At 26.8% G+C, this 26,007-nt stretch carries 27 protein-coding genes; 5 read left to right on the forward strand and 22 right to left on the reverse strand.

The genetic code is table 11. From position 1 onward, the window contains the following. Positions 1-10: 10 nt before the first annotated feature. Positions 11-1,165 (forward strand): N-acetylglucosamine-6-phosphate deacetylase, encoded by a 1,155-nt coding sequence (gene nagA, locus ABHC41_RS04890; protein ID WP_195581506.1) that lies wholly within the window; start codon positions 11-13, stop codon positions 1,163-1,165. A gap of 171 nt (positions 1,166-1,336) precedes the next feature. On the opposite strand, the gene ABHC41_RS04895 is transcribed toward nagA, so the two are convergent. Both ABHC41_RS04895 and ABHC41_RS04900 read right to left on the reverse strand, forming a co-directional pair. Further along, entirely contained in the window at positions 1,337-1,999 is a 663-nt protein-coding gene (locus ABHC41_RS04895; RefSeq protein WP_195581505.1) for a phenylalanine--tRNA ligase beta subunit-related protein, read from the reverse strand. Between the two features lie 106 nt (positions 2,000-2,105). Then, a complete protein-coding gene (locus ABHC41_RS04900; RefSeq protein WP_195581504.1) occupies positions 2,106-2,330 on the reverse strand; it encodes a helix-turn-helix transcriptional regulator in 225 nt (74 codons plus the stop codon). Between the two features lie 335 nt (positions 2,331-2,665). Here ABHC41_RS04900 and ABHC41_RS04905 point away from each other — a divergent pair, with 335 nt between their 5' ends. From ABHC41_RS04905 to ABHC41_RS04920, 4 genes are all read left to right on the forward strand, one after another. Continuing rightward, a complete protein-coding gene (locus tag ABHC41_RS04905) occupies positions 2,666-3,418 on the forward strand; it encodes a polyphosphate polymerase domain-containing protein (protein ID WP_166504772.1) in 753 nt (250 codons plus the stop codon). Beyond that, complete coding sequence (locus tag ABHC41_RS04910; protein ID WP_271893243.1) at positions 3,412-4,098, forward strand: DUF4956 domain-containing protein; 687 nt, start codon at positions 3,412-3,414, stop codon at positions 4,096-4,098. Before ABHC41_RS04905 ends, ABHC41_RS04910 begins: the two co-directional genes overlap by 7 nt. Before the next feature lie 116 nt (positions 4,099-4,214). Continuing rightward, the gene (locus ABHC41_RS04915) at positions 4,215-4,895 is read left to right on the forward strand and encodes a response regulator transcription factor (RefSeq protein WP_271893245.1); all 681 of its coding nucleotides are present in this window, start codon (positions 4,215-4,217) and stop codon (positions 4,893-4,895) included. Continuing rightward, complete coding sequence (locus tag ABHC41_RS04920) at positions 4,888-6,084, forward strand: HAMP domain-containing sensor histidine kinase (RefSeq protein ID WP_271893247.1); 1,197 nt, start codon at positions 4,888-4,890, stop codon at positions 6,082-6,084. The genes ABHC41_RS04915 and ABHC41_RS04920 overlap by 8 nt, the downstream gene beginning before the upstream one ends. Positions 6,085-6,136: 52 nt before the next feature. On the opposite strand, the gene ABHC41_RS04925 is transcribed toward ABHC41_RS04920, so the two are convergent. The 20 genes from ABHC41_RS04925 to ABHC41_RS05020 all read right to left on the reverse strand — a co-directional run bounded on the left by ABHC41_RS04925 (position 6,137) and on the right by ABHC41_RS05020 (position 25,939). Further along, complete coding sequence (locus tag ABHC41_RS04925) at positions 6,137-8,104, reverse strand: carbohydrate-binding domain-containing protein (RefSeq protein ID WP_271893249.1); 1,968 nt, start codon at positions 8,102-8,104, stop codon at positions 6,137-6,139. Positions 8,105-8,268: 164 nt separating this feature from the next. Then, positions 8,269-8,568 (reverse strand): nitrous oxide-stimulated promoter family protein, encoded by a 300-nt coding sequence (locus ABHC41_RS04930; protein WP_271893251.1) that lies wholly within the window; start codon positions 8,566-8,568, stop codon positions 8,269-8,271. A gap of 54 nt (positions 8,569-8,622) precedes the next feature. Next, entirely contained in the window at positions 8,623-10,305 is a 1,683-nt protein-coding gene (locus ABHC41_RS04935; RefSeq protein ID WP_330678012.1) for an ABC transporter ATP-binding protein, read from the reverse strand. Next, positions 10,298-12,067 (reverse strand): ABC transporter ATP-binding protein/permease, encoded by a 1,770-nt coding sequence (locus ABHC41_RS04940; protein ID WP_195928578.1) that lies wholly within the window; start codon positions 12,065-12,067, stop codon positions 10,298-10,300. The genes ABHC41_RS04935 and ABHC41_RS04940 overlap by 8 nt, the downstream gene beginning before the upstream one ends. 18 nt (positions 12,068-12,085) lie before the next feature. Then, positions 12,086-12,400, reverse strand: coding sequence for a hypothetical protein (locus tag ABHC41_RS04945; protein ID WP_195237972.1), 315 nt, complete (start codon positions 12,398-12,400; stop codon positions 12,086-12,088). 26 nt (positions 12,401-12,426) lie between these two features. After that, positions 12,427-12,825: a YbaN family protein gene (locus tag ABHC41_RS04950; protein ID WP_195237973.1), complete on the reverse strand. Its 399-nt coding sequence runs from the start codon at positions 12,823-12,825 to the stop codon at positions 12,427-12,429. A gap of 193 nt (positions 12,826-13,018) precedes the next feature. After that, the gene (locus ABHC41_RS04955) at positions 13,019-14,398 is read right to left on the reverse strand and encodes an MATE family efflux transporter (RefSeq protein ID WP_271893255.1); all 1,380 of its coding nucleotides are present in this window, start codon (positions 14,396-14,398) and stop codon (positions 13,019-13,021) included. An 80-nt stretch (positions 14,399-14,478) separates the two neighbouring features. After that, positions 14,479-14,922 (reverse strand): MarR family transcriptional regulator, encoded by a 444-nt coding sequence (locus ABHC41_RS04960; RefSeq protein ID WP_195237979.1) that lies wholly within the window; start codon positions 14,920-14,922, stop codon positions 14,479-14,481. 208 nt (positions 14,923-15,130) lie between these two features. After that, positions 15,131-15,562 carry a peptide deformylase gene (locus tag ABHC41_RS04965; RefSeq protein ID WP_271893384.1) on the reverse strand — a complete coding sequence of 144 codons (432 nt, stop codon included), beginning with the start codon at positions 15,560-15,562 and terminating at the stop codon, positions 15,131-15,133. Positions 15,563-15,835: 273 nt separating this feature from the next. Beyond that, positions 15,836-15,964: a helix-turn-helix domain-containing protein gene (locus ABHC41_RS04970; protein ID WP_166504764.1), complete on the reverse strand. Its 129-nt coding sequence runs from the start codon at positions 15,962-15,964 to the stop codon at positions 15,836-15,838. Positions 15,965-16,359: 395 nt separating this feature from the next. After that, positions 16,360-16,710 (reverse strand): GIY-YIG nuclease family protein, encoded by a 351-nt coding sequence (locus ABHC41_RS04975; RefSeq protein ID WP_166504763.1) that lies wholly within the window; start codon positions 16,708-16,710, stop codon positions 16,360-16,362. 247 nt (positions 16,711-16,957) lie between these two features. After that, on the reverse strand, positions 16,958-19,039 hold the full coding sequence (locus ABHC41_RS04980; protein ID WP_195237983.1) for an ABC transporter permease: 2,082 nt from the start codon (positions 19,037-19,039) through the stop codon (positions 16,958-16,960). Then, a complete protein-coding gene (locus tag ABHC41_RS04985; RefSeq protein WP_195237985.1) occupies positions 19,029-19,796 on the reverse strand; it encodes an ABC transporter ATP-binding protein in 768 nt (255 codons plus the stop codon). Before ABHC41_RS04985 ends, ABHC41_RS04980 begins: the two co-directional genes overlap by 11 nt. A 98-nt stretch (positions 19,797-19,894) precedes the next feature. Further along, positions 19,895-20,905 carry a sensor histidine kinase gene (locus ABHC41_RS04990; RefSeq protein WP_195237987.1) on the reverse strand — a complete coding sequence of 337 codons (1,011 nt, stop codon included), beginning with the start codon at positions 20,903-20,905 and terminating at the stop codon, positions 19,895-19,897. Then, positions 20,902-21,570, reverse strand: a complete 669-nt coding sequence (locus tag ABHC41_RS04995) for a response regulator transcription factor (protein ID WP_166504760.1) — start codon at positions 21,568-21,570, stop codon at positions 20,902-20,904. The genes ABHC41_RS04990 and ABHC41_RS04995 overlap by 4 nt, the downstream gene beginning before the upstream one ends. Positions 21,571-21,766: 196 nt before the next feature. After that, entirely contained in the window at positions 21,767-22,666 is a 900-nt protein-coding gene (locus ABHC41_RS05000) for a HAMP domain-containing sensor histidine kinase (RefSeq protein ID WP_195237988.1), read from the reverse strand. Between the two features lie 30 nt (positions 22,667-22,696). Next, positions 22,697-23,476, reverse strand: a complete 780-nt coding sequence (locus ABHC41_RS05005) for an ABC transporter permease (protein WP_195237989.1) — start codon at positions 23,474-23,476, stop codon at positions 22,697-22,699. Then, entirely contained in the window at positions 23,469-24,389 is a 921-nt protein-coding gene (locus tag ABHC41_RS05010) for an ABC transporter ATP-binding protein (RefSeq protein ID WP_092922660.1), read from the reverse strand. The genes ABHC41_RS05005 and ABHC41_RS05010 overlap by 8 nt, the downstream gene beginning before the upstream one ends. 124 nt (positions 24,390-24,513) lie before the next feature. Further along, positions 24,514-25,209: a response regulator transcription factor gene (locus ABHC41_RS05015; RefSeq protein WP_271893261.1), complete on the reverse strand. Its 696-nt coding sequence runs from the start codon at positions 25,207-25,209 to the stop codon at positions 24,514-24,516. 244 nt (positions 25,210-25,453) lie between these two features. Then, positions 25,454-25,939: a hypothetical protein gene (locus ABHC41_RS05020; protein ID WP_271893263.1), complete on the reverse strand. Its 486-nt coding sequence runs from the start codon at positions 25,937-25,939 to the stop codon at positions 25,454-25,456. Positions 25,940-26,007 lie beyond the last annotated feature (68 nt).

Raw genomic sequence — 26,007 nt, forward strand, 5'->3', positions numbered from 1 at the left:
GGGATCAACTTTGAAAAATTTTATTTATGCAGATAAGTTTTTTATGAAATATGGTATAGAGGAAAAAGGATACCTTAGTATAATTGATGGTAAATTTGGCAAATTTCAAAAAGAAAAACCAGATGTTAATGACAATATCATAGATTACTCAGGTAAGTATATTGCTCCAGGTTTAGTCGATACTCACATACATGGTCTTTTAAATGCAGATGTTATGGATAACACATTTGAGGCTATTAATACAATTTCAAAAGGATTACTAAAATATGGAGTAACTTCTTTTCTACCAACAACTTTGACTGATTCTATAGAAACACTAAGTGAATCTATAGAAAATATAAGTAATAATTACAAAAAAGTTGAGGGCGCAAAAATACAAGGAATTTTCTTAGAAGGTCCATTTTTTACTGAAAAACATAAAGGTGCCCAGAATGAAAAATATTTTAAGGACCCTGAAATTAATATCCTAAAAAAATGGCAAGAGAAATCAGGAAACTTAATAAAGAAAATAGCAATTGCCCCAGAACGTGAAGGTGCAGTAGAATTTACTAAATATGCTACTAAAAACAATATATCAATAGCACTTGGGCATAGTTCATCTACATTTGAACAAGCCGAGAAAGTAGTTAATTCAGGTGCTAAAATATTTGTACACACATATAACGGTATGAGCCCATTAAATCATAGAGAACCTGGAATGGTTGGAGCAGCTATGGCATTAAAAGATACATATGCAGAGCTAATATGCGATGGACATCATGTAAGCCCTATTGCTGCTAAAATAATGATGGATATTAAATCTAGAGATAATATTGCCTTGATTACAGATTGTATGAGAGCTGGTGCTATGCCTGATGGTGAGTATATTCTTGGGAAGTTCGATGTTAATGTAAAAAATGGAGTTGCAAGATTAAGTAGCGGAAGTTTGGCTGGAAGCGTATTAACAATGAATAATGCTATTAAAAATGTAATTGATTGGAATATAGCAACTTTAGAAGAGGCAATAAAAATGGCTTCATATGTACCTGCTTTAAGTTGTAATATTAATGATGTATGTGGTTGTATAGACCAAGGTATGGATGCAGATTTTATAGTTATAGATAATAATTTAAATGTACATGAAACTTATATAAATGGTGTATGTAAATATAAATCTGATAAGTAAATTTATATAGAGAGAAATATCTAAGTATGAGAGTGTAGATAGATTTGTGTAAAAACAAGCTTATCTACACTCTTTTTATTATTTTAAATAATCTTACAAAATCAACTTAACTTCCCCCTTTTAATTTTATACTAAAAAAGATGTTAGTATTTCTACCAACACCTTAATTCATTAGCTAATTACTTTAATCGAAATGTTTTTTGCACTTGCATACTTTTCTAATAATTCTTTTGCGTATTTTAAATACTCTTCTATTTCTTGCTTTCCACTAAAAGAATAAATACACATAATTATCTCACTCACATCATTAGTTATCATTGCTCTTTCTGAATCACTTGTAGGACTACCAAAAGTAGATATCTCATCCGATAATACTGGCAGATTTTCAATATTTATAAGATCTTTACCAATACCTTTATATTTTTGTCCTTCTTTCCCTATAGTCAAACATATTGGAGGTTGTGTATTGTTTATATTATAACTCCCTACCGAAAAACCAGATTTTAAAGATATTAAATTATTAATTTCTACAATGTTATTTATTTTATAAAGTCCTTTTTTCTGTAAAATTCTTCTCATTAAAGATTCTGAAGATACTCTGTATTTACTAGGTGATTTGCCTAATTTTTTATATAATTCTCTAGCATCCTTTATTCTCGGTAAACTTGCTATATCTTCTAAAGAAATTTTTTTAATTAGATCTTCACAATATTTATCTATTTCTTTTAATATGCTTTCACTACTACTTTCCACTTTTACACTTGCTTGTATACATCCTAATGTAATATCTGGACATACTTCTTTTAGCTTTTCTGAAACTTTAATATCTATCATAGTATATCAATTCCTTTCTCAATGGTAATAAATTATTGATATTTATTGATTTATAAATTATTATACTATGCAGTAAAAATATTCTTATCTCATATACAGATACTTTTTAGCACTTATTTAGAATATTTCTTGAATTATTTTGGTCTAATATTTTCTTATCAATTCTTAACTTTTGGAGACATTCAATTGGAGATACACCCATATTATTTTTAAACCATTCAGTATAATAATTCATATTATAATCTTCAATTTGAGCTAAATTTTTTAAATCTATATCATTCATATAATGCTCATTTATATATTCTACTGATGCAAATTTCTTTTCACACATAATCATCTCATAACAATATAAAAATAAATTATTTATTGAAGATGAGCTATACTTATTATTTATTTCGCTTAAAAATAAATGTTTTACTGCCTTCCACTTATCATTAAATATAATTTCTTGTACTTCCTTTTTATATTTTTTCTTTATTAGCTAATTAGCATATTAATTATATCATTTTAAAATATAAAAACACATTAGTAGTAATATCAATATATTTTTCATGGATTTCAATAGGGTTACTTAAACAAAGCAAATTTTATTTTAAGATTCATTTAAGGTTAAATTTATACAATAAAATCACAGAGATATAGAAATATTTTTTAGGAGGTATTTTGATGGCGATTAAGTCATTTAAACGTTATGAAAAGAAGTTTATTTTAACTCAAAAACAGTATGATGCATTAATACCAAGATTACTAGAGTATATGAATCCAGATGAACATTGTAAGTCTGGTAAGAACTACTCTATCTACAATATATATTACGATACAGATAACAACGATGTTATTAGACATTCTATTGCTAAACCTTATTATAAGGAAAAGCTAAGACTTAGAAGTTATACTGTACCTAATAGTATAGATGATAGTGTCTTTTTAGAACTTAAAAAGAAAATCAACGGTATTGTTAATAAAAGAAGAGTTGTTCTTACTTTAGATGAAGCCTATAAATTTGTAAACCAAGGTATAGCACCTACTTCTAATGATTATATCAATAAACAAGTTATTAATGAGATACAGTATTATCTAAAAAAAAATAAAGTCTATCCAAAAGTATATATTAGCTACTCTAGAAAGGCATTTTTTGCTAACGATGATAGAGATTTTAGATTAACCTTTGATTCTCAAATTATTACTAGGCGAGATAACTTAGCTTTAGAGTCTGGAAGTTTTGGACAAGATATTTTAGGTGAAGGTAAGTATTTAATGGAAGTAAAAATTTTAGGCTCTATGCCTTTATGGTTTACTAGAATACTTAGTGAACTAGAAATTTACAACACTCATTTTTCAAAGTACGGTAGTGAATTTATGAATTACTGTTTAAACAATTCAAATATAGATATAAAAGGGAGAAAAAAAGTATGTTAGAAACAATAATTTCATCAACAAGTGGGGAGTCATTTACTCTGATAAATGCATTTATTGTAATAATATCATCAATTATTTTAGGGCTTTTAATTAGCGTTATATATATGAGGACAAACAAAACCACTTATAGCTCAAGTTTTACTACTACTCTTATTATGCTACCTGTGGTTATAGCTATAATAATTTTATTAGTAGGAAACAACATAGCTAGAGCATTTAGTTTAGCTGGTGCATTTTCAATAATTCGTTTTAGAAGTGCTCCTGGAGATCCTAAAGATATAGCTTATGTATTCTTTACTTTAGCTGTTGGTCTTACTTGTGGTATGGGATATATTGGATATGCTGTAATATTCACTACTATATTATGTGCAGTTATGGCAATCCTTGAATTGACTAAGTTCGCAACACCTAAAAATAAAAATATGCAACTTAAAATTACTATTCCTGAAGATTTAAACTATGAAGATGCTTTTGAAGATATATTAAACAAATACACTGACTCATTTTATATAGAAAAAATCAGGACTAGAGATTTCGGTGCATTGTTTGAATTAAATTACAAAGTTCAATTAAAGCCTAATGTAAATCAAAAGAAATTCATTGATGAATTAAGATGTAGAAATGGAAATTTAAATATAGTCTTAACGTTAGCTGGATTTGAAAATAATACTTACAGTTAATATTAACCCCTTAAAGTAATTTTAAGGGGATTTATTTTATAATTTTAAATTTAGATAATAAATGTGTAATTATTTGGTAATATATTATTAGACAATATATAAAGAGGTATATTTTTATGAAATTATTATTAGTAGAAGATGAAAAACAACTTTCCGAAGCTTTAACTCAGATTTTAATAAAAAATAATTACTCTGTTGATGCCGTATTTGATGGTGAAGATGGACTTGATTATGGTTTAGCAGATGTTTATGATGTTATTATTTTAGATATAATGTTGCCTAAAATGAATGGTCTAGATGTATTAAAAGACTTAAGAAAAGAAGGAATTTCAACTCCTATTATACTCCTTACTGCTAAAGGTAGTGTTGAAGATAGAATTTTAGGACTTGATTATGGTGCTGATGACTATTTACCTAAGCCTTTTTCTCCTGAAGAACTATTGGCTAGACTAAGAGCTATAACTAGAAGAAAAGGTCCTATGGTAAATAATAATATATTGGAATTTGGAGATATTAAATTAAATATTTCTACCTATAATATGGAAGTCAATGGTACTTCTCTTACTCTAACTTCTAAGGAGTTTGATATACTAAAATATTTTATGGAAAGACCTACATCTATAGTAACTAAGGATGATTTAATCACTAAACTATGGGGCTTTGATTCTGATGTAGAGCACAATAATATTGAAGTGTATATTTCCTTCCTTAGAAAAAAATTAGCCTATGTAAAGTCAAATGTTCAAATTACTACCTTAAGAAGAGTTGGGTACAAACTGGAGGAGCAAAATGTTTGATAAGCTAAAGAAAAAATTTATACTTATTAATATGACATTGCTTACTACAGTTTTTGTAGCTATTTTTGGAACTATTTTTGCCATAACTTATACTAATATAGTTAATGAAATGAATGGTGAAATGGAAGTTTTATTAAGGGGTGGTCATAAACCTAAACCTTATTATGACTATATAATTGCAGAGTATGATAAGGACAAAAATATATTAAATACTTTTACTCGTTTTAATACTAAAATTGACAACAATAATCTAAAGGAATCTGTAGTACAAATACTAAACAATAAAAGTAGATCTGGCAAAATAGAAATAGGTGATACTAAATATTCTTATACAAAAGAAGATACTCCTATGGGCAGTAAAATTGTTTTACTAAATAGAACTTATCTGCAAAATACAGTAACTCAGCTTTTAAAGAGTTTCTTATTAGTTGGCTGTATAAGTTTAATAGCTTTATTATTTATTAGTTTTTATTTAACTAACAAGGCTCTAAAACCTATAAAAGAAACTTTTGAAAAGCAAAAACAGTTTATTGCTGATGCTTCTCATGAGTTAAAAACCCCTCTTACCATTATAAAGACCAATACTTCATTAGTACTAAGTAATCCAAATGATGCTGTAAAAAATCAGTCTAAATGGATTAACTACATTAACTCTCAATGTGACAGAATGTCTGAGTTAGTTAATGAGATGTTATCTCTTGCTAAGCTAGATGTTGAAGAAAATAAAATTGAACTCCAATCTATTAATATTAGTAAGATAGTCCAAAGTATGATGCTTGGATTTGATGCTATTATCTATGAAAATGGTATTAAATTAGAAGAAAATATCTCAAATGATATCTTTATTAATGGAGATACTGAGGGTATCAAAAAATTATTTAATATATTAATGGACAATGCTATAAAGCATAGTAATAAGAGTGGTAAAATTACTGTTGATTTATTTAAAGATAAAAATAAAGTTAAGCTAATAGTTAAAAATACTGGTGAAGGTATTGAACCTGAGTATCTAGAGAAAATTTTTGAAAGATTCTACAGAATTGATACTTCCAGGGTAAGAGAAACTGGAGGTTATGGATTAGGATTATCTATTGCTAAGTCTATAGTAGCTCAACATAAAGGTAAGATATATGCTAAAAGTAACGTAGGAAAAGATACTACTTTTATAGTAGAGCTTCCTCTTCAATAAAATAACAAACACTTAAAAAAGAGGAGCTACTGCTCCTCTTTTTTAGTATTTGTTATTGTGTTTGAATATTGTTTTCCATGCTATTTTGTGTTGGTGGTTGTTGCATACTACCATTTCTATCTGGTCTAATGCCACCTTTTCCACCTCCCATATGACCCCCACCAGGACCTCCCATAGAACCTCCTGCTGAACCTAGGTTAGTTACACTTTCTGATACTGTAAAGCTCGTAGATTTTGTTCCTCCTGAGTATTTACCACCAGTGTATAATCCATCTTTAGCTTCTCCAGTTGAAGTTCCTCCATAAGATACTGTATATGTTGAACCTGTTTTTAATTCAGGTGATGATACTATTACTGACTGATATTGTTTTGATGGTGCAAAGGTAATTACTTCATTTCCTTTTTCATCTTCTATATGAATTATTGTGTTAGCTTGTTGTGATGATAAAGCTACGTTTACTGAGTTTTGAGAGGAAGTGGCGCTAGGTGATTGTGCCATACCTGCACTACCTGCTGCTATTAATATTCCTCCACTTATATCACAACTTCCATCATAATCTAAAGAACCATTTCCGTTATTTTCAGGACCGTTTACTATTGTTGTACCACCTGTTATTGTTATTGTGCCATTTGCATCTATACCATCTCCTCTAGCATCTACTACTGTATACCCGCCATTTATAACTATTTCACATTTGCTAGATGAATTAAAATTATTTTCTCCTGGTCTACCACTAGTTGAAGAAGCATCATTGCCTCCACCAGCATTTATTCCATCATCACTTGATACTACATTTACATTCCCATCGTTAATTGCTATAGACTGACTCTCTATCCCTTCATATGATTTTGTAATATCTATATCTCCATCGTTTATTTCTATTTTAGAATCTGCATGTACACCATCATCTCCAGAAGATGCTTTGATATTACCTCCATTGATCATTATGGTGTCATTTGAGTGAATAGAGTCATCAGATGAATCTATATTTATATTACCTCCAGATATTGTAATATTAGAAGTTGCTTTTATCCCTTTTGCACTAGTAGAATCCGTTTCTTCTGTAGTAGTTGTATTATTCTTCTCTGGTGGTTGCACTCCTGGTGATTGCATTTCTGCTGGCTGCTTACCTCCCCAGTTACCCCAGTTTTCATTTTTACTACTACTATTTTTACTTCCTTCACCTGAGACTATATTTATTTCTCCATTAGATATTACTGCATTAGTTTCAGCTTGTATTCCATCTTGTCCTGACGTGACGTTTAAAGTCCCACCTTGAATATGTATATATCCTTTTTCTACATCTTCAGTATTACTAGATTTCATACCATCTTCCTTTGCATCTATAGTTATTTTACCATCTAAAATTGTAATAGAGTCTTTACCTCTTAGTCCATCTGATACTGCATTTACTGTTATTTGTCCGCCTTCTATTTTTAAGTCATCTTTACTAGTGATACCATTGTTGTAGTTTGCATTTACTACTAATGAACCTGTTCCTATTATAGTAAGGTCATCTTTACTAAAAATTGCCGCATTTGGTTCATCTGTTGTAGCATCTTCAAATACATAATTTTCTCCATCTGTTATAGTATTTTTAGTTCCCTCACTTAGCCCTATTACTACTTTTTTAGCACTTTTTACATATATAGGTGCACTATTTGAGCTTGTTATATTTGCATTGTTTAATTGTATTTGAACTTTATCTTCTTCACTTGAACTTACTACTATCTGCCCGTCCTTTAATTCTCCGCTTATGCTATAAGTACCTGCTGAAGTTATTGTTACTACATTGTTTTCTACCTTAGCACCTTCTCCGTTTATGCTTATGCTATCTCCAAGTTCTATATATGTATCTACTTCTTTTAATTCTTCGCTTTTTGTTGAATCTATTGTTTGATCGGTTACTGTAGTTTTGTTTGTATTTGTAGATGTTGTTGTATTAGTTTTTACTGAGCATCCTGTTACACTTACTGTTAAGGAAAGTGCACATAACGTTGTTAATAGTTTTTTGTTCATAATTTACCCTCCGAAAATTATATCTATTTAATTTGAATTTTTATTTGTATTCTTTTTCTTAGGATATAATAGCAACTCTACCTTAAACTAAACTTAAAAATAATCAAGTATGATATATACATCTACAAATCTATTTTAGTTTCTAAGTATATTATTAATTTATCTTATCTCTCAAAAATATGTTTTATAACTTCTATTGGCTCATGAAATAATAGCCTTGGACCTGAAAACCTCATGACTTCTTTAATCTTAGCTCTCATATCCTTTTTATAGCAATGTATAGGACATTTACTACAAAACTTCTTTTCTTCTCCAAATTTACAAAAATCCAACCTTTTATTAGCATATTCTAAAAGTTCACTACATTCATTACATAAGCTTCCGTTTTTATGCCTATGCTTTTTATTGCAATATATATTTATCATAAGATTAATAATATTTTTCTCTTTTTCTATTCTAGTCATACTCTTTCTCCCTAATTATCTCTAATATAAAAGGGCTAAAATAGCCCTTTTATATTAGTTGAATTTAAGTGTATTATTTTTTATATAAACCTTCTTGTCACATATTGATGTACTAGATTTTCTATGTGATACCATTATTATTGTTTTATCATCTGATTCTTCTTTTATACTTTTTAATATTTGTGCCTCATTAAGTGTATCTAAATTACTTGTAGGCTCATCAAGTATTAAAACTTGTGGATTATGTAAAAATGCCCTTGCTATACCTAATCTTTGCTTTTCACCTGATGAAAGATTAGAACCTATTTCTCCAACATTAGTTTCATATCCATTAGGTAAAGTTTCTATAAACTCATGTACTGAGGCTTTTTTACAAGCACTTATTACCTCTTCAATAGTTGCATCTTTTTTACCTATTTTTAAGTTATTTATAATAGTATCATTGAATAAGAATGTTTCTTGACTTACTAATGATTGAGTTTTTCTTAATGCTTTAGTTGGAATAGTTTTTATATTCTTATTGTCTATTTCAATACTTCCATTCTCTACATCCCAGAATCTCATCATAAGTTTTAAAAGTGTACTCTTTCCGCAACCACTTTCTCCTATTATTGCAACCTTATCCCCTTTTTTAATGTTAAGATTGACATCTTTAAGTAATACTTCATCTCTATCTGCATACTTAAATTCTAAATCATTTATATTAGTATTATTCATTTCTAAATCACAATTTCCAGATACTTCTTCAACAGCAGGCACTTCATCTAATATATCGAATAATCTTTGTGCACAAGCAAATGTATGCATTAAGTTATTTGATAGGTTACTTAACGCTACAGTTGGTCCAAAAGAACTAGAAAGTAAAACTAAAGCAACTATTACTTGACCTAAGTTTATAATATCAGCTTTAAATAATTCAACACCTACGTAAAGAGTTATAAGTATTGCTATCATTATAGTTATATCAGTTAAAGCTCTTATTAAACCTTCATGACTTTTTATAACTTTCATTTTTTCATTTAATTTATCACTATTTTTATTTATTGAGTTTAGTCTATTATCACCTTGACCAAATAATAATATTTCTTTTATACCTCTTAATGAATCAAGTAAAAAACTATTAGCTTGCCCAAATTCATTTCTATAATCAAATCCTGCTTCACTTCCTAATTTAGAAGATAAAACTGGTATTATGTATCCTACTATTACATAAAAAACTAATCCTATAATCCCAAAGTATGGATTTATATTATATAAAAATAATGCTATTATTGATGATGTAATTATGGCTATAACTATTGGTGCTATTGTATGAGCATAAAATACTTCAAGTAATTCTATATCACTAGTTATAACTGATATTAAATTTCCTTTTTCTTTACTTTCAAGCTTAGCTGGTGCTAACTTTCTTAAAGCTTTATATACCTTGTCTCTTAGTATAGCAAGTATTTTAAATGCTATATAATGACCTGAGTATTGTTCTATATACCTTAATATACCTCTAAGTACTGCACATACTATTATTATTTTTACTGCATTTTTAAAAGTATAACCCATATCAAGACCTATAATATCTCCCATAGCAACTGCTCCAAATGTAGTTATTGCTATAGCCGCTAAAAATCCTAATACACCAAAACTTATTGTTATCATCATTACAGGTACTAGTGGCTTTAGTATTTTTATAAGTCTAAGCATTATTTTACTACCTGACAATCTTTTTCTTTCATTATTCACTTATAGCCACCTCCCTAACTATATCTTCTTTATATATATTTTCTAAGTTTTCTTGATTAGTATATAGATTCGCATATGCTGAATTATTGTTCATTAATTCCTCATGATTTCCACTTTCAGCTATATATCCTTTATCTAACACATATATCTTATCCGCATTTTTTATGTTAGCTAATCTATGTGATATAACTACTACAGTTTTCTCTTTTGCTAAAGCATATATCGTTTCAAGTATTGAGTCTTCACTTTCAACGTCAATATTTGAAGTTGCTTCATCAAATATATAAACTTCCGGATTCGTTAGTATCATTCTAGCTAAAGCTAATCTTTGCTTTTGCCCTCCTGATAAGAACGATCCATTTTCACCAACTGGAGTTTGTAATTTTTTATCAAGTCCCATTACAAAATCATAAAGATTTGCTGTCTTTAAAGCTATATATAGTTCTTCTTCAGTTGCATCTTCTTTACCCATTCTTAAATTTGCCTCTATCGTAGAGTTAAATATATACGAGCTATGACTTATAAAGCTTACTTTTTTTCTTAATTCATTAAATGGTATATCATTTAAGTTTACTTCATTTAATAGAATTTCACCTTTATCGACCTTATTTAACTTTAAAAGTAAATTAGTTATTGTACTTTTTCCACAACCACTTTCTCCGACTAAAGCAACCATTGATTTATTTTCTATGTCTATATTTACATTATGTAAGACTTTTCTTTCTTTATCATAACTAAAATCAACATTTTTTATTGATATAGAAATATCTTTTAATTTTGCTTTATTCTTATCTGATAACTCTTTTTCTTCTTCAACCTTAGCATCAAGTAAATCAAATATCTTATCAGCAGCAGCTAATCCATTCATAGCGACATGGAAAAATGACCCAAGTAGCCTCATCGGAATAAAGAACTCTGATGATAATAATATTATTACTACTGTAGATCCTATAGTAATATTGCCTTTAGAAAATTCATTAACAGCTATTAATATACCTATAGCAGAACCACCAAATGCTATTAAGTCCATTATTGTTATAGAATTTAATTGCATTGATAAAACCTTCATTGTTATATTTCTAAAAGTTTCTGCTTCTTTATTCATTTCATCATTTTTTTCTTTATCTAAATCAAATATCTTTAAAGTAGTAAGACCTTGAAGATTTTCTAGGAATGAATCTCCTAAATTAGTATATATCCCCCAATATTTACTTAAAAGTTTTTTAGCAAATTTCATAACTGACGCTATTGATATTGGTATCAATGGAACACATATTAAAAGTACTATACCTGCCTTAAAGCTTATAGGTGCTATAACAGCAAATAATGTAAGCGGTGCTAATAAACTATAAAATAATTGAGGTAAGTATCTACCAAAATAAATTTCAAGTGCCTCAACTCCATCTACTGCTATTTGAACAGTTGATGATGTTGATATTGTGTCATTATAATTTACACCTAATTTTAATAATTTCTTATAAATACTTTCTCTTATTGATGCTCTTACCTTTGCTGAAGAATTATAAGAAAATATTCCTGACATATAATTGCATATAAATCTTATCAATATTAACGAACCTAAATAAGCCACATAAGCTACCATATTAAAATTCAAATCATTATTATATAATTTGTCTATTATATTTCCAACAAATAAAACTATTCCTATATTACAAATTATTGATATCCAGTTCATTAAAACTGTAAAATATACATATTTTTGAGATTCTTTGCTAAGCGAAAGTAATCTTTTATTTACCATAATATTCCCTCCTGCATATTAGTTGATTATATGATATGCAAGCGCAACTGCAAATCCTATAACCGACATTAAATGTAACCATTTATATTTTTTTCTGACCTTATTAGTCCCAGATAATAATATTAATAAACTAGCTATACCTACTGGCAATATTGTAACTTCCTTATCCTTAATATAATCTGTTATTGAATATACAATCATTGCTAGTGATCCTAAACTTCCAGTTAAAATATGTAACTTTAAAATTAGTTTATTATTTATAAATTTTAAATACTTAAAAAAATATGTTATTATAGCTAACAAAAATAACATTGATCCTAATCTATGTAACATTCATGTTTTCCTTTCTACTTTTACCTTTATTGAGAATTTACTTTTAAATCATCTTGTTTTATTGTTTTTATTTTAAACATAAAGTAATAATATTTAAAACATGCTAAAGCTATTAAAAATAACCTAATATGTAAACTATCTAATATTATAATTGGAAATGCTAACATTATATCTGCGAATAATAATATACCTATCTTTTGTTTCATAGTCATAGCTCTTTCATTTACAAATCTTTCTAAATGTTTTTTGTAAATTTTTGTTGACTTAAGCCATCTATCAAACTTTTCAGAGCCCCTAACAAAACAATATGACGCTAATAATAAAAATGGAGTAGTCGGAAGTATTGGAAGTGCAACGCCTATCGCGCCTAACACAAATGATATTAACCCTACTGTTACATATATAAACTTTTTAATTTTACTCACTAGCTTTTCCCCCTAATTTAATTTACTATAACAATTCTATCATTATTAATAATCAATATCAATAACATTTTAAAATCAAATAAAAATAATTATTATGTACTTTTTGAAAACTTATATAAAAATTCATAATAAAAAATACCTATATCCAAAAGGATATAGGTATTCGTGTACTTCAATTATTAAAATTAAAGATTTACTGCTCTTGTACTTGATAAGTTATATCTACAGGTGTCTCTTCTTTTGACAACTTCTTTGATAAAATCATAAAGTAAATTACACATAATATAATTTGTACAAATGTAGACATTGGTGTTGCAAGACCTACTTTAAATAACGATACTGGTAATATTTTACTCATAATATATGATACTGGTATTCTTACCCCAAAAGCACCTATTATTCCTTGTATCATTACAAAAGTTGTTTTTCCACATCCATTAAAATACCCTACCATACAGAACATAATTGCAGTTAAAAGACAGTCTATTCCGTATGCTTTCATGTATTCCCAAGCTGCTAAGACTACATCTTTATCTTTAGAGAACATTCCTGCAAGTAAATTTCCATGGAAGAAGGTAATATAAAACATTACAACTCCACAACATAAAGAAGCCGAAATTGCATAAACAAGAACTTTTCTTGATCTATGGTATTTTTTAGCTCCATAGTTTTGTGCAACAAACGCAGATACTGCTTGAGAAAAAGATGATGGTATAAGCATTATAAATCCAACAAGTTTTTCTGCGACACCAATTCCTGCTGATGGAATTACTCCCATTGAATTACCTATAATCATAATTACAAGGAAAGATAAATGTACAAGTCCATCTTGTAAAGCTATTGGAGTACCGTATTTAATTATCTTTGATGTTAAACCTTTATGAAACTTTATACTTTTTCTAAAAAATTCAAAAGGAAGTCCACGCTTTTTAATAATTATTACAGAAAGTATAACACTAATTGCCTGAGCCATTATAGTAGCAAGTGCTGCACCTGTAGCAGCCATTTTAAATATTCCAACAAATATTAAATCTCCTATAATATTTGTAACACATGCAATCCCTACTGTAATAAGTGGAGTTTTTGAATCTCCTAATCCTCTAAATACTCCTCCTATAATATTATAAGCTACTATAAAAATAGAGCCTGAAGCACAAACTTTTATATACATTACAGTGCTATCAAAAGCTTCTTTTGGAGTATGCATAAAAGTTGAAATAGGTGAAGCAAAGCTAACAATTAAAACAGTAATAACTATAGCTATAATAGCAAATATTGAAATACCACTTCCTACAACATTTCCAGCTTCTTTTGAATTTCCTTCTCCAAGTTTTTGTCCTATTAATATGGTAAGCCCCATAGTTAACCCTGTGATTATTACAGTTATAGTCATCATTACTTGACTACCTGTTGAAACGGCAGACACATCTGCTGCATTACCAAATTGCCCTACTATAAGTAAATCAACTGCACCGTACATGGTTTGTAAAAATAGTGCAAGTAGTATAGGTATTGCAAATTTTAATAAAGGGGAGAATATCTTCCCTTCTGTAAAGTTAGATACTTTTGACATATATCATCCTCCTATTTTTATTTATGTTTTGTGCAAAACAATATTTATATAAATATAACCGTTATTGAAATTTCAAACGGTTATTCTAAACTATTTCTTATTTTTTCAAGTACACTTTGAAATACTTTTATTTCTTCTGGAGTTATATTTTCTGATAATTTATCCTCAATTGAATCAATTGCAGTTGAAATTTTTTCATAAAGTTTTATAGATTTTTGAGTTAAAATTATTTTCTTTAATCGTGCATCCTCTGTAACAGGTACTCTTTCTATTAAATCACTCTTTTCCATATTATTTAGCATCAAGCTAATAGATGAGCGCTTTAAATCAAATGCTTTTTCTAAATCCTTTTGGAATATTTCTTTATCTTTACCTTCATTAGAAATAAAATCTATTACATAAGCTTGTGATACAGTTAAATTATCATCAATTGCACTAATTACAGAAGCATCCATCTTCCTTGAAATTATATGATGAATTTTACTAATATCAAGGCCTAGTTTAAGCTTATTTTTATTTTTCATGGAAACACCTCCATACAAAATTTGTTTTGTACAAAACTATAGTAACTATTATAGCTACTTATGTCAATAAAAACCCTTATACTTTTATTATTAATAAAATAAAAAAATTACCACACATATTCATGCGGTAATTTAAATACTTTAAAGGTTATATCATTATATAATTGTTATAGAAAAATCCATATAATAATGATTACAATATTATCTATTAAATTATTATACCTTCGAAGTGATCTACCTCATGCTGAATAATCTGTGCAGTAAATCCCGTAAATATTTGTTTGTGCTTCTTGAAATTTATATCTAGATATTCAACCTCTATAGTTTCATATCTTGTTGTTTTTCTAAAACCATCTAAAGATAAACAACTTTCTTCAGCCTCATAAGGATTTTCTTTTTTTAATATAACTGGGTTCACCATAGGAACTATAATATTACCTACAGTAAATACCAATATACGTTTTTTTACTCCTATCATATTGGCTGCCATACCCACACAATGTTCTAAATTTGCTCTTAATGTATCGATTAAATCATTAATAACATCTACATCTTCTTTTGTCGCAGGTTCTGATTTTTGTTTTAAAAATGATATATCTTTTACAATTGTTCTTATCATCTGTGTTCCAACCTTTCTAATTTCTTTACTTAATTAATATAAGTTTATATTCTATACTTTTAAATTATACTCTAATAACTTCCTAATTTATCATTTTTAATTTATTTTCACTACTAATCTATAATATCCTTTATTATCAAGTTATTTTTCATTAGTGAAAAAAGCATGTACACTAAGTACATTAACAATCTACTAAACTATAAAACTATACATACTAAGTAAATATATAAAATTTTATTAGCTATAGTGTACCTACTGTACTAAATATTTTAGACTACACTATTTTTCTATATTTTAAATACAGTACACCAAAAATGATACTGTTGATTTTGATAGGTTGCTATCTTTTGCTAGTTTGGTTATTGAATAGCCTTTTCTTAACATTTGTAGTTTTATTATTTCTGTGTTTATTTTGTATTTCATTACTACCTCCTATTTCGTTTTGTTTTGTTCTATGAGGTAACGATATCATTTGAAGTTTGATGATTTCAAAGAACATATGTGTATAAAATATGTTGTAGAAAAAAGGCATCCTTATTTTATTAAAAATTGTCTTTGATAATTATTTCTAGGTTATTATTTTTTATATTGTTAGTTTTCTTATTTTCATTTATAAAATAATATGATTAAATAAAAAACACATTGATAAAATTATCAATGTGTTTTCGTAAATTTCAATATTTAAGGAGATTAACAGTGATCATCCTAACTCTTCTAGTGTTTCTACAATTACCTTAAAATCTTTCACCTAATAATTCACCTTGCTTATTAAATTCATCCGCTAAAGTAATTTTTTATAACTGATTTAAATTCTATTTCTATATTTCTTCCACATTTTCTTCTGTAAATCTATCTTTACACATTTCTCTTAATATTTTTAAATCTTCACTATAATCTACCTTACTTTCATCTTTATCATAAGGTAATACTTCTACTGTTGTTATCTCAAAGTTCTCTTCTTTATTTTCATTCCAATCTTTTTGCAACTTTTTACATCTATGATTATTAGAATTTAATTTAAATCTATCACCATTTATAGTTGCTTTTATATTTTTATCACAACCTAAATAAACTATGTTTGTTTTTATAGACTTAAACATATATACACCCATTTCTGGCTTCATTTCTTTGTATTGTTGTAATAATTCTTTTCTTCTTAATCTATCCATAATTAATCTCCTATCTATTATTAGTTCTATATTAAAAATCTTTTATAAATCTCTTTACATATATGTGTTGTCATTATACTTATTAATTTAAATTATTTCACACTACTAAACAATAAACGCTCCGTAGAGTTAAACTCTTTGGAGCATTTATTGTTTAGCAAAAAATTCTAATATACTTATTTAGTGAATTTAAAAAGAATATAACTATCATAGATAATATATTTTAAATTTTCTTATTATCCCTTTCTTAATTTCTTATATTTCTCTTAAATGTATAATATGTTCCAATAAAGTAGCTTATATAAATCATTACCATAATAAATATACCTGTACTCATATTTAATACAAACATGCTATCTCCAATATAAGCACTAATATAGGATTCATATATTAAATAAAAATTATATATAAATACTACAAATCCTATCATGCCTATTATTACAGGAATAGTAAAATATACACTTATTTGCTTTAATACTATTTTATTAATTTCATTTTCTTCTATCCCCAGTTTTCGTAAAACATTAAATCTATCTTTATGTTCTATTGAATCTGTAAGCTGTTGAAGAGCAAGCACTGTCAAACTTATCATAAGTAAAACTGTACCTAAATATAATCCTAAGATTCTCATTCCTAGAGTAAAATTTATAATTTCACTAGTTTCTGCTGATTTAATTCTTCCGTGTATAAAATAATAAGATCTATCATATTTTTTCATTAATTCTGGATTATTTTCTTCAAACCACTTCGGTATATACTCTAATTCAAATTTAGTAGCTTCTTCATAACTTAGCTCATTATTAGATGTAATAAATAAATCTACCCCTGCACTTACAAGATCTTTACATATATCATCAGGTAATATAATAATATTTGTAGTAGGATAATTATATATACCTTCTCCTAAAGTTTCTTTATAATATGCATCTTTACTAACTTTTAAACTTTTTCCTTCTACATTTATAACTTTATTTTCTTCTATATACTTGTCAATTTCTTGCTGATCAGTAGTATTATCCCATTGAGTTGTATATTCATCATTTTTTAAACTTATTGTATCATAACCTTTCATACTTCTTAGTTTATTAAAATCACTTAAACTTATAGCTAAGGCAGGCTTTTCTCTATTATCTCTTATGTAAAAATCTTCTTTATTTATACAGTACTTTTCTAATTCTTCATACTCATTAATATCTAAACCAGAGTTTTTTAGATAGTCTATAACCTCTGAATAATTAAACTTTGGCATATCTTCTATTTTGTTTATACTGTACTCTTTCTCAGGTCTATATGAATATTCACTCCTTAACTCTATATCAAAAGGAAGTCTATAATCTAAGTACCCTAAAGACCACTGAGAGATTAATAATGTAAGTATAAAGCTTATTGAAGCACCTAAAAATGTTAATGATATAGTAGCCATAAGTATTGGAGTTGTTCTTATTTTAGATACTATTGTTCCTAATAAAAAAAGATTTGTACCTTCATAGCTAAATTTTTTGTGTTTTTCTTTTATTCTTATAAGAATATATGATATTGAGTAAAATAAAGCATAAGTTGCTATTATAAATGAAACTATTGAAATAACTTCTGCAAACATCATTTGATTTGCACTAATTAAATGATTAGTGCTATTTATTCCTTTTTTAATATTTATAATAAATTTAATTGAATATATAAATATACCATATAATATTAAAGATATTAAAAATACTATTGAATAAACTTTTTTACTTTTTTTAAACTTAAATTCACTTATTTTACTATTATTCATCATATCTATAAGCTTTAACTTATTTAAAACTCTAATATTATAAATACCTACTACTAAAAACATTCCTATAAAGAATATAAATGTTATAAAAACTGTGTCTAAATAAAGTTTAAATGAAAATACTATTTCTTGTTTAGCACTTATATATACCATAGCTGTAACAACTTGTGAGAAAAGTGTTCCAATAAATATCCCACATGCTATGGATAATATTCCAACTATCAACATTTCTACAAAAAACATAAGTGCTATACTCTTTTGCTCTGCTCCTAATAATATATAAGTAGCAAATTCTTTTTGTCTTCTTTTAATCATATATTTACTTACATATGCAACAAGTATTGCTAATAATGCTGTAATTATATAAGTTGAGTATTTTAACATCTTTTTTAGAGATTCAAAGTTGAAAGTATCCTCAGTTATAAGTTCATAACTAGAACTTGATAAAGATGTGAAAGCATAAAACAAACTTACACACATTGTTATAGTTATAAAATATATTAAGTAATCTTTAATAGATTTTTTTGCATTATTTATGGCTAATTTAACGTACATCCCTTACATCACCGCCTAACAATGCAACTACATCTAATACTTGATTAAAAAATTGTTTTCGTGTATTATTTCCCTTTACTAATTCTGTAAATATCTTTCCGTCTTTAATAAACAAAATTCTATCACAGTAACTTGCCGTAAACGAATCATGTGTTACCATTAATATTGTTGCATTAAAATCCTTGTTTAGACTTGATATCATCTCTATTAGAATTTGAGCCGACCTAGAATCTAGAGCTCCTGTTGGTTCATCTGCAAGTATTAGCTTTGGATTTGTTATCAATGCTCTTGCACAAGCTGTCCTTTGTTTTTGGCCACCTGATACTTCATAAGGATACTTATTTAGTATTTCTATTATTCCCAATTCTTTTGCTACAGATTTTACTTTATCGTCTATTTCATTTTTATTAGTTTTATTTATTGTAAGTGCTAAAGCTATATTTTCATATATTGTTAAAGTATCTAATAAATTAAAATCTTGAAATATAAATCCTAGATTTTCTCTTCTAAATCTAGCTATATTCTTTTTATTTATTTCAGTTAAGTCCTGATTATTTAAGTAGATATGACCAGAACTTACTTCATCAATAGTTGCTATTAGGTTTAATAAAGTCGTTTTTCCTGAACCAGAAGGTCCCATAACCCCTACAAACTCACCTTCCCTCACATTAAAGCTTATATCATCAATTGCCTTAAATATATTTCCCTTATTTCCATAGTATTTTTCTATACTATCAATTTTTAATATTTCACCCATATTTATCACCTCAAGGTTATTTTATATGATTTATCCTTGTTTTGATTTGATTTAACCTTTCATTAATGTTACGTTATTGTAACGTTAAGAGGTAATTATTAAAATTTAGAAAAATTTCCTTTTGGAAAAATAATTCTAACTTTTGTACATTTGTCTTCTTTTGATTCTATTTTTATTAATAACCCCAACTTATCACATAAATTTTTACACAAATATAATCCTATCCCTGTTGATTTATAATTTAGGCGACCTTTATTACCTGTAAATCCTTTATCAAATACTCTATTTATTTCATAACTAGGTATTCCTATACCATTATCATAAATAATTAATTCAACTGCATTTTTTATTTCATTAGTATATATCTTTATGGTAGGATTGTTATCTCTCCTATACTTTATTGCATTTACTATAATTTGATTTACTATAAACTCTAACCATTTACTATCGCTATATACGCTTTTATTAATATCATCTATCTCAATATTTATATTATTAAGTATAAGCACTTGCTTATTTTTAGTGATAACTCTATTAATGCACTCATCTAAAGATATTTCTTTTACTAAATAATCCTTTTCTACATCTTCACTTCTAGCATAAAATAATGCTTGTTCTACATATGTATCTATTTCCTCTAACTGCTGAAGTACTAGTCTTGACGTAGATGTTTTATTGTTTTCTTCTATTAATTTAATAGCTGAAATAGGTGTCTTAACTTCATGTACCCACTTTTCTATATATTCTTTATAATCTTTTCTTTGTTTTTTTATTGTGTTTATTTCGTCTCTCATAGATTTACTCGCCTTTTTTAAAGCATAGTAATATGGCATTGCCTCTATATACTTAGGTTCTTTTATTATTTCACTTAGTAAATATTTTTTATCTGTGTTTTCAATGTATTTATTTATTTCATCAAAATGTTTTCTTATAGCCTTATATTCATACAAAAGATATATTAATAATACTATAATCCATGTTATTGCCACTATTTTTATAACTTTAAAAGGGTTTCCTACACTAAATAAAAATATTGATAATGTTATCAAAGATATAATGTTTAAGCTAATTATACCTATCCTTTTGTTTAAATAATCTTTTATATTCATACCATATAACCTTGTCCTCTTTTAGTTATTATATAGTCTTTTACCCCTAACTCCTCTACCTTACTTCTTATTCTCGTAATGTTAACTGTAAGAGTATTATCATTTACAAATAATGCACTATCCCATAAATACTCTAATATATCTACTCTTGAAACTATCTTACCTTTGTTTATAAGTAAGTAATGTAATATTTTAAATTCATTTTTTGTAAGCTCTACTGATTTATCATTTTTTTCTATTGTGCTTTTTAATATATTTAATGTTATTCCATTATGTTCTATATTATCTATTGTTTTTTCGTTAGGATATGCTCTTTTTAGTAATGATGCTATTCTTGCTAGAAGTATTTGTGTATTATAAGGCTTTGTTATAAAATCATCGGCTCCTAATGTTATTCCCATAAGTTCATCTATATTTGTATTTCTACTAGTTACAAATATTATAGGAACTTTTGAAAAACTTCTTATTTCTGTACAGATTTTAAAGCCATCTTCATCTGGTAAATTTATATCTAGTAGTATTAAATCTGGATTGTATTCTTTCACTTGCTTTGTAATACTATTAAAATCATTTACCTTTATTGTTTTATATCTGTTTAAATCTAATAAATTATGAATTTCATTTCTTATTAGTTCGTTATCCTCTATTATCATTATAGTAAACATACTTTTTCTCCATATATTATCATATTATATTTGCCTATGTTTAATTATATATTATATTAGACTAGCTTAACTACTTTATAAAATAAAAAACACATTGATAATATTCTCAATGTGTTTTTTGGATTTCAATGGTGGAGATGATTCTCAAAAATCATACCCACGATAAAATTATTTAAGTAATTAGTTTTTCATATATTTAATATATCTCTGATAAAAACTTTATTCTAAATATAATCCATTCTTTATCCATATCAACATCAATTTCACCATTCATAGATTCAACTAAAAGCTTGGTTATTGTAAGACCTAAACCAGAACTATCACTACTTCTTGATTTATCCTTCATATAAAATCTATTAAACAGTAAGTTTAACTCATCTTTATTAATATCTTGGACATCATTTTTAAACTCAATAATAACTTCTCTACCTTTATTGTTTATTGACATACAAAAATGACTCTTACTATACTTAATAGAATTTTGAATTAAATTATTAAAAACTCTTTTAATAGCACTTTCATCTAACCTTACTAATACTGGATTTTCATCTAACTTTAAATCCACTTCAATATTTTTCTTTTCAAAATCATTATAAAATACCAGTATATGCTCTCTTAGCTCCTTATTAATATCTATAATTTCCATATTTAAATTATAATCATTATTTTCAAACCTACTTAAATCATAAAAATCCTGAATTAAATGTTGAAGAACCTTAGCTCTTTTTTCTACAATACAAAGGTAATCTTTCTTTTCTTTAGATGTAATAGTTTCATCATTTATTAACTCTAAATATCCCCTAATAGAAGTTAAAGGTGTTCTTAAATCATGAGAAACATTTTCGATTTCTTTTCTAATTTCTTCTTCTCTTTTTATGTACTTTAATTTATTTACTTGTGTATCTTCTAAATACTGATTTATTTCAGATAATAATTTCTCAAAATTCTTATCTGGATGATTTAACTTAAGTTTACGATTTGTATCTATATTTTCAGAAATATATTTAAAGTCCTTAACTGATGTTTTAATATTTCTAGAAAGCAAGAAAAAGCGTGCAGAAAAATACACACTTGGTATTAATAAAATTACTAACATTCATTCCATAATCCACACGCCCCTTTTTATCTATTTTATTTCTTTTTTCTTAAACATAATTAATCCTAATGTATAAAATAATACAACTCCTATAAATCCTACTATAAAACATCTTACAAAACCATCAGTAGTATTCCATGCCATGATTATTCGATTAGTATTACTGTCAAATGTAGCATTTCCAACTATATTCCAAGGTAGCCATCTTGCTATTTTACCTAGTATATCTATTTTACGTCCAGCCATTGATATTAATAGTGGCACAAATACTATAAAAATTGACCAAAATGTCACAGCTATACTCTCATTATCAAATATGAAGTAAAAACAATGAGCAGCAGTCATACTAACTAATAGCAGTGGAAAGCATGCTACTATTGCATGTATAAAATCTTTTAAATATACTATACCGCTATCCTCTAGCATTACGTATGCAGCTATAACATATGCACTACTAATTAATATTAAATTTATTGTACAAATTACTACTTCTACTAAAAATTTGCCTAAATATATTTCACTTCTTGAAATTCCAAAGGCAATAGAATTTTTAAGTGTAGAGTTCTTAAATTCTTGACCAAAAATTAATGAAACTAAATAAATAGATATAAGTATTAATAATCCCATATAAGTATAAAAACTACTAAGAGAATATTTTGTATTTCCATACAAAAAATTCACTTGGCTTTGTGCAAATAAACCTAAGGCTACATTTATAAATATTACAAATGCTATACTTCCAAATAAAAATATATAATTTCCTTTAGTATTTATATTTCTGTAAAATTCACTTTTTATATAATTAAGCATTGCAATATCCCCCAATCAATGACATATAATAATTTTCAAGATTTATAGTTTTTTCTTCTATGCAATTTAATCCAATTCCATTTTTAACTATAAGCTCACTTATCTTTTGAGGGTCTCTATTTCTATCAAATAACTGTATTATATCATTAGGTAAAACCTTATAATCACTATAACCTAATTTTTCTTCTAATAGTGCAGTTAACTTATTGGCATTAGTAACTTTAATTTCTAAATAGCTTTTACATTTTTCATTAAGTTCAGTTGAAGATATTTCTTTGACTAATCTTCCCTTATTTAAAAATCCATAGCAAGTTGCAATATTTGATAGCTCTAAAAGTATATGACTTGATATAACTATAGTAATATTTTTTTCCTTATTTAATTTTAATAGTAGATTTCTAATTTCAATAATTCCTGATGGGTCTAAGCCATTAATTGGTTCATCAAGTATTAATAACTCTGGTTCTGTCATAATAGCAAGAGCTAATCCTAGTCGTTGCTTCATACCAAGAGATAATTGATTAAATTTTTTCTTTTTAGCATGACTCAAATTAACATCTTCAAGAGCTTTAATAACTTTGTCTTTTCCTGGTATACCTCTTTGAATACGATAATACTCCATATTTTTTTCAACAGTAAGATTAGGATAAAAACTTGGCGATTCAATAATAACACCTGTATGTTTTCTAACTTCATTTAATTCTTTCTCATCTGAAACTGAGAAAAGTTCAAAACTACCACTACTAGCATGTGACTGCCCAGATAATATTCTAAGTAAAGTAGTCTTACCTGCTCCATTATCACCTACTAAACCATATATATCACCTTGTTTTACATTAATATTTACATCTAACAATGCATCATAATTTCCATATTTCTTAGATAAATTATACGTTTTTATAACTTCCTTCATATATTTCTCCCTCTTTATTTAAGCAGTATTAAGTACCATTTATTAACTAACTTACAATAACTATGATATAAAAATTTTTTTAATAAATATTCAAGAAAGTTTAAAGAAAGTATAAAGATTTTTATTAATTATTATTTAATTTAAATCCTATTCCCCATACTGTTTTTATGTAATCTTCATCTTGTGATACTGATTTAATTTTTTTTCTAATATTGCTAATATGAACATTTACAGAGTTATCTTCCCCATAGTATCCATTTTTCCATACTTGTTCATACAATGATTCCCTTGAATATACCTTATCAGGATTTTTAATTAAAATGCTTAAAATATCAAACTCATGACCAGTTAAATGTATCTCTTCTCCTTTGACCTTTACTTTTCTTGTTTCTTCTTCTAAGATAAGATTTTTAAATTTGTATATTTCATTTGATTGTGTACTTATTTCATACTTTCTATATCTTCTTAACTGTGAGTTTATTCGAGCTATTATTTCTTCTGATTCAAAAGGTTTAGTTATATAATCATCCGCTCCTATATTCAAAACATTTACTTTATCTTTTAAAGACGTTTTTGCTGAAATTACTATTATTGGTATTTCTTTTTCATCTCTAATTTTACTGATTATCTCTTCTCCGCTCATACCTGGTAACATTAAATCTAGTAGCATCAATTTAAATTCTGATATAGATAGTTGTAACAGCGCTTCACTCCCTGAAAATGCCTGCGTTACTTTATAGTTCTGTTTTTCTAGTGTTTTTGTTATTAGGTTATTTATATCTACATCATCTTCTACTACTAAAATGTTCTCTTTGTACATATATACATTCTCCCTAACTTGTATTTTATTTTATAATATCATACTTTATATTTGCATACTAAAAAAAGATATTAGCTAAGTAGCTAATATCTTTTCTTTGATTTCAATATTGTAGACGATTCGCAAAATCAAACCCACAATCAACTTATACTATTATTTCTATTTTATTACTTAAGTCACCTATACTCTCTATGAGCACAACATAACTCATTAAATTATCATTTCCCCTATTATTAGATTTAATCTAAAATGCACATTCTATAAGATTAATATTTCTATATTCTACAGCCATTGGTACAAATCTAATTCTACTACCTTCACAAGCTATCCTAAATCCTTGAATACTTCTTCTATCAGCTCTATCTACTAGCATAAAGAAATTAGAAGGAGTAAAGCCTCTCCTCATTACTATTCTAACTACTGCCATCCTCCTACAATTATTTATAGTAAATTGCCCACCACCAGGTGATATAAAAGGAGTAGGAGATTGCCCACCACCAGGTAATGTAAAATTTGGATCGTTACCTGTTTGTGCATAGACATTATCATCGTCATATTCATCATAATCCTCGTAATCTTCAAGAGACATAGGAGGTTCAAATAAGTTAGCAACTTCTGCGTATTCATTTTTTATATCCGCATCAGGATATGCATTTTGTAACTCTCTAAGATATACAGCCATAAACTTGTAATAATTTTCCCAATAATCTTGCCAATAATTTCTGTCCATTGTTGATTCCCCTTTTTCTGATATAAATATTGTTCTCTATATTATATGTAAATACTAGACAATGGTTC

Origin of the sequence: Romboutsia sp. 1001216sp1 (genome assembly GCF_039841805.1) — a bacterium.
Taxonomy (GTDB): Bacteria; Bacillota; Clostridia; order Peptostreptococcales; family Peptostreptococcaceae; genus Romboutsia_C; species Romboutsia_C hominis.

What these genes read in the sequence shown, in the direction of transcription:
- ABHC41_RS05020 (WP_271893263.1), bottom strand. Translation starts at nt 25,939, where the DNA reads ATGGACAGAAATTATTGGCAAGATTATTGGGAAAATTATTACAAGTTT.
- ABHC41_RS04995 (WP_166504760.1), bottom strand. Translation starts at nt 21,570, where the DNA reads ATGTTTACTATAATGATAATAGAGGATAACGAACTAATAAGAAATGAA.
- ABHC41_RS05000 (WP_195237988.1), bottom strand. Translation starts at nt 22,666, where the DNA reads ATGTTAGTAATTTTATTAATACCAAGTGTGTATTTTTCTGCACGCTTT.
- ABHC41_RS04960 (WP_195237979.1), bottom strand. Translation starts at nt 14,922, where the DNA reads ATGAAAAATAAAAATAAGCTTAAACTAGGCCTTGATATTAGTAAAATT.
- ABHC41_RS04975 (WP_166504763.1), bottom strand. Translation starts at nt 16,710, where the DNA reads ATGGATAGATTAAGAAGAAAAGAATTATTACAACAATACAAAGAAATG.
- ABHC41_RS05010 (WP_092922660.1), bottom strand. Translation starts at nt 24,389, where the DNA reads ATGAAGGAAGTTATAAAAACGTATAATTTATCTAAGAAATATGGAAAT.
- ABHC41_RS05015 (WP_271893261.1), bottom strand. Translation starts at nt 25,209, where the DNA reads ATGTACAAAGAGAACATTTTAGTAGTAGAAGATGATGTAGATATAAAT.
- ABHC41_RS04905 (WP_166504772.1), top strand. Translation starts at nt 2,666, where the DNA reads ATGGCGATTAAGTCATTTAAACGTTATGAAAAGAAGTTTATTTTAACT.
- ABHC41_RS04895 (WP_195581505.1), bottom strand. Translation starts at nt 1,999, where the DNA reads ATGATAGATATTAAAGTTTCAGAAAAGCTAAAAGAAGTATGTCCAGAT.
- ABHC41_RS04920 (WP_271893247.1), top strand. Translation starts at nt 4,888, where the DNA reads ATGTTTGATAAGCTAAAGAAAAAATTTATACTTATTAATATGACATTG.
- ABHC41_RS04970 (WP_166504764.1), bottom strand. Translation starts at nt 15,964, where the DNA reads ATGAAATACAAAATAAACACAGAAATAATAAAACTACAAATGTTAAGA.
- ABHC41_RS04900 (WP_195581504.1), bottom strand. Translation starts at nt 2,330, where the DNA reads ATGTGTGAAAAGAAATTTGCATCAGTAGAATATATAAATGAGCATTAT.
- ABHC41_RS04925 (WP_271893249.1), bottom strand. Translation starts at nt 8,104, where the DNA reads ATGAACAAAAAACTATTAACAACGTTATGTGCACTTTCCTTAACAGTA.
- ABHC41_RS04930 (WP_271893251.1), bottom strand. Translation starts at nt 8,568, where the DNA reads ATGACTAGAATAGAAAAAGAGAAAAATATTATTAATCTTATGATAAAT.
- ABHC41_RS05005 (WP_195237989.1), bottom strand. Translation starts at nt 23,476, where the DNA reads ATGCTTAATTATATAAAAAGTGAATTTTACAGAAATATAAATACTAAA.
- ABHC41_RS04955 (WP_271893255.1), bottom strand. Translation starts at nt 14,398, where the DNA reads ATGTCAAAAGTATCTAACTTTACAGAAGGGAAGATATTCTCCCCTTTA.
- ABHC41_RS04945 (WP_195237972.1), bottom strand. Translation starts at nt 12,400, where the DNA reads ATGTTACATAGATTAGGATCAATGTTATTTTTGTTAGCTATAATAACA.
- ABHC41_RS04910 (WP_271893243.1), top strand. Translation starts at nt 3,412, where the DNA reads ATGTTAGAAACAATAATTTCATCAACAAGTGGGGAGTCATTTACTCTG.
- ABHC41_RS04980 (WP_195237983.1), bottom strand. Translation starts at nt 19,039, where the DNA reads ATGTACGTTAAATTAGCCATAAATAATGCAAAAAAATCTATTAAAGAT.
- ABHC41_RS04985 (WP_195237985.1), bottom strand. Translation starts at nt 19,796, where the DNA reads ATGGGTGAAATATTAAAAATTGATAGTATAGAAAAATACTATGGAAAT.
- ABHC41_RS04915 (WP_271893245.1), top strand. Translation starts at nt 4,215, where the DNA reads ATGAAATTATTATTAGTAGAAGATGAAAAACAACTTTCCGAAGCTTTA.
- ABHC41_RS04990 (WP_195237987.1), bottom strand. Translation starts at nt 20,905, where the DNA reads ATGAATATAAAAGATTATTTAAACAAAAGGATAGGTATAATTAGCTTA.
- ABHC41_RS04940 (WP_195928578.1), bottom strand. Translation starts at nt 12,067, where the DNA reads ATGGTAAATAAAAGATTACTTTCGCTTAGCAAAGAATCTCAAAAATAT.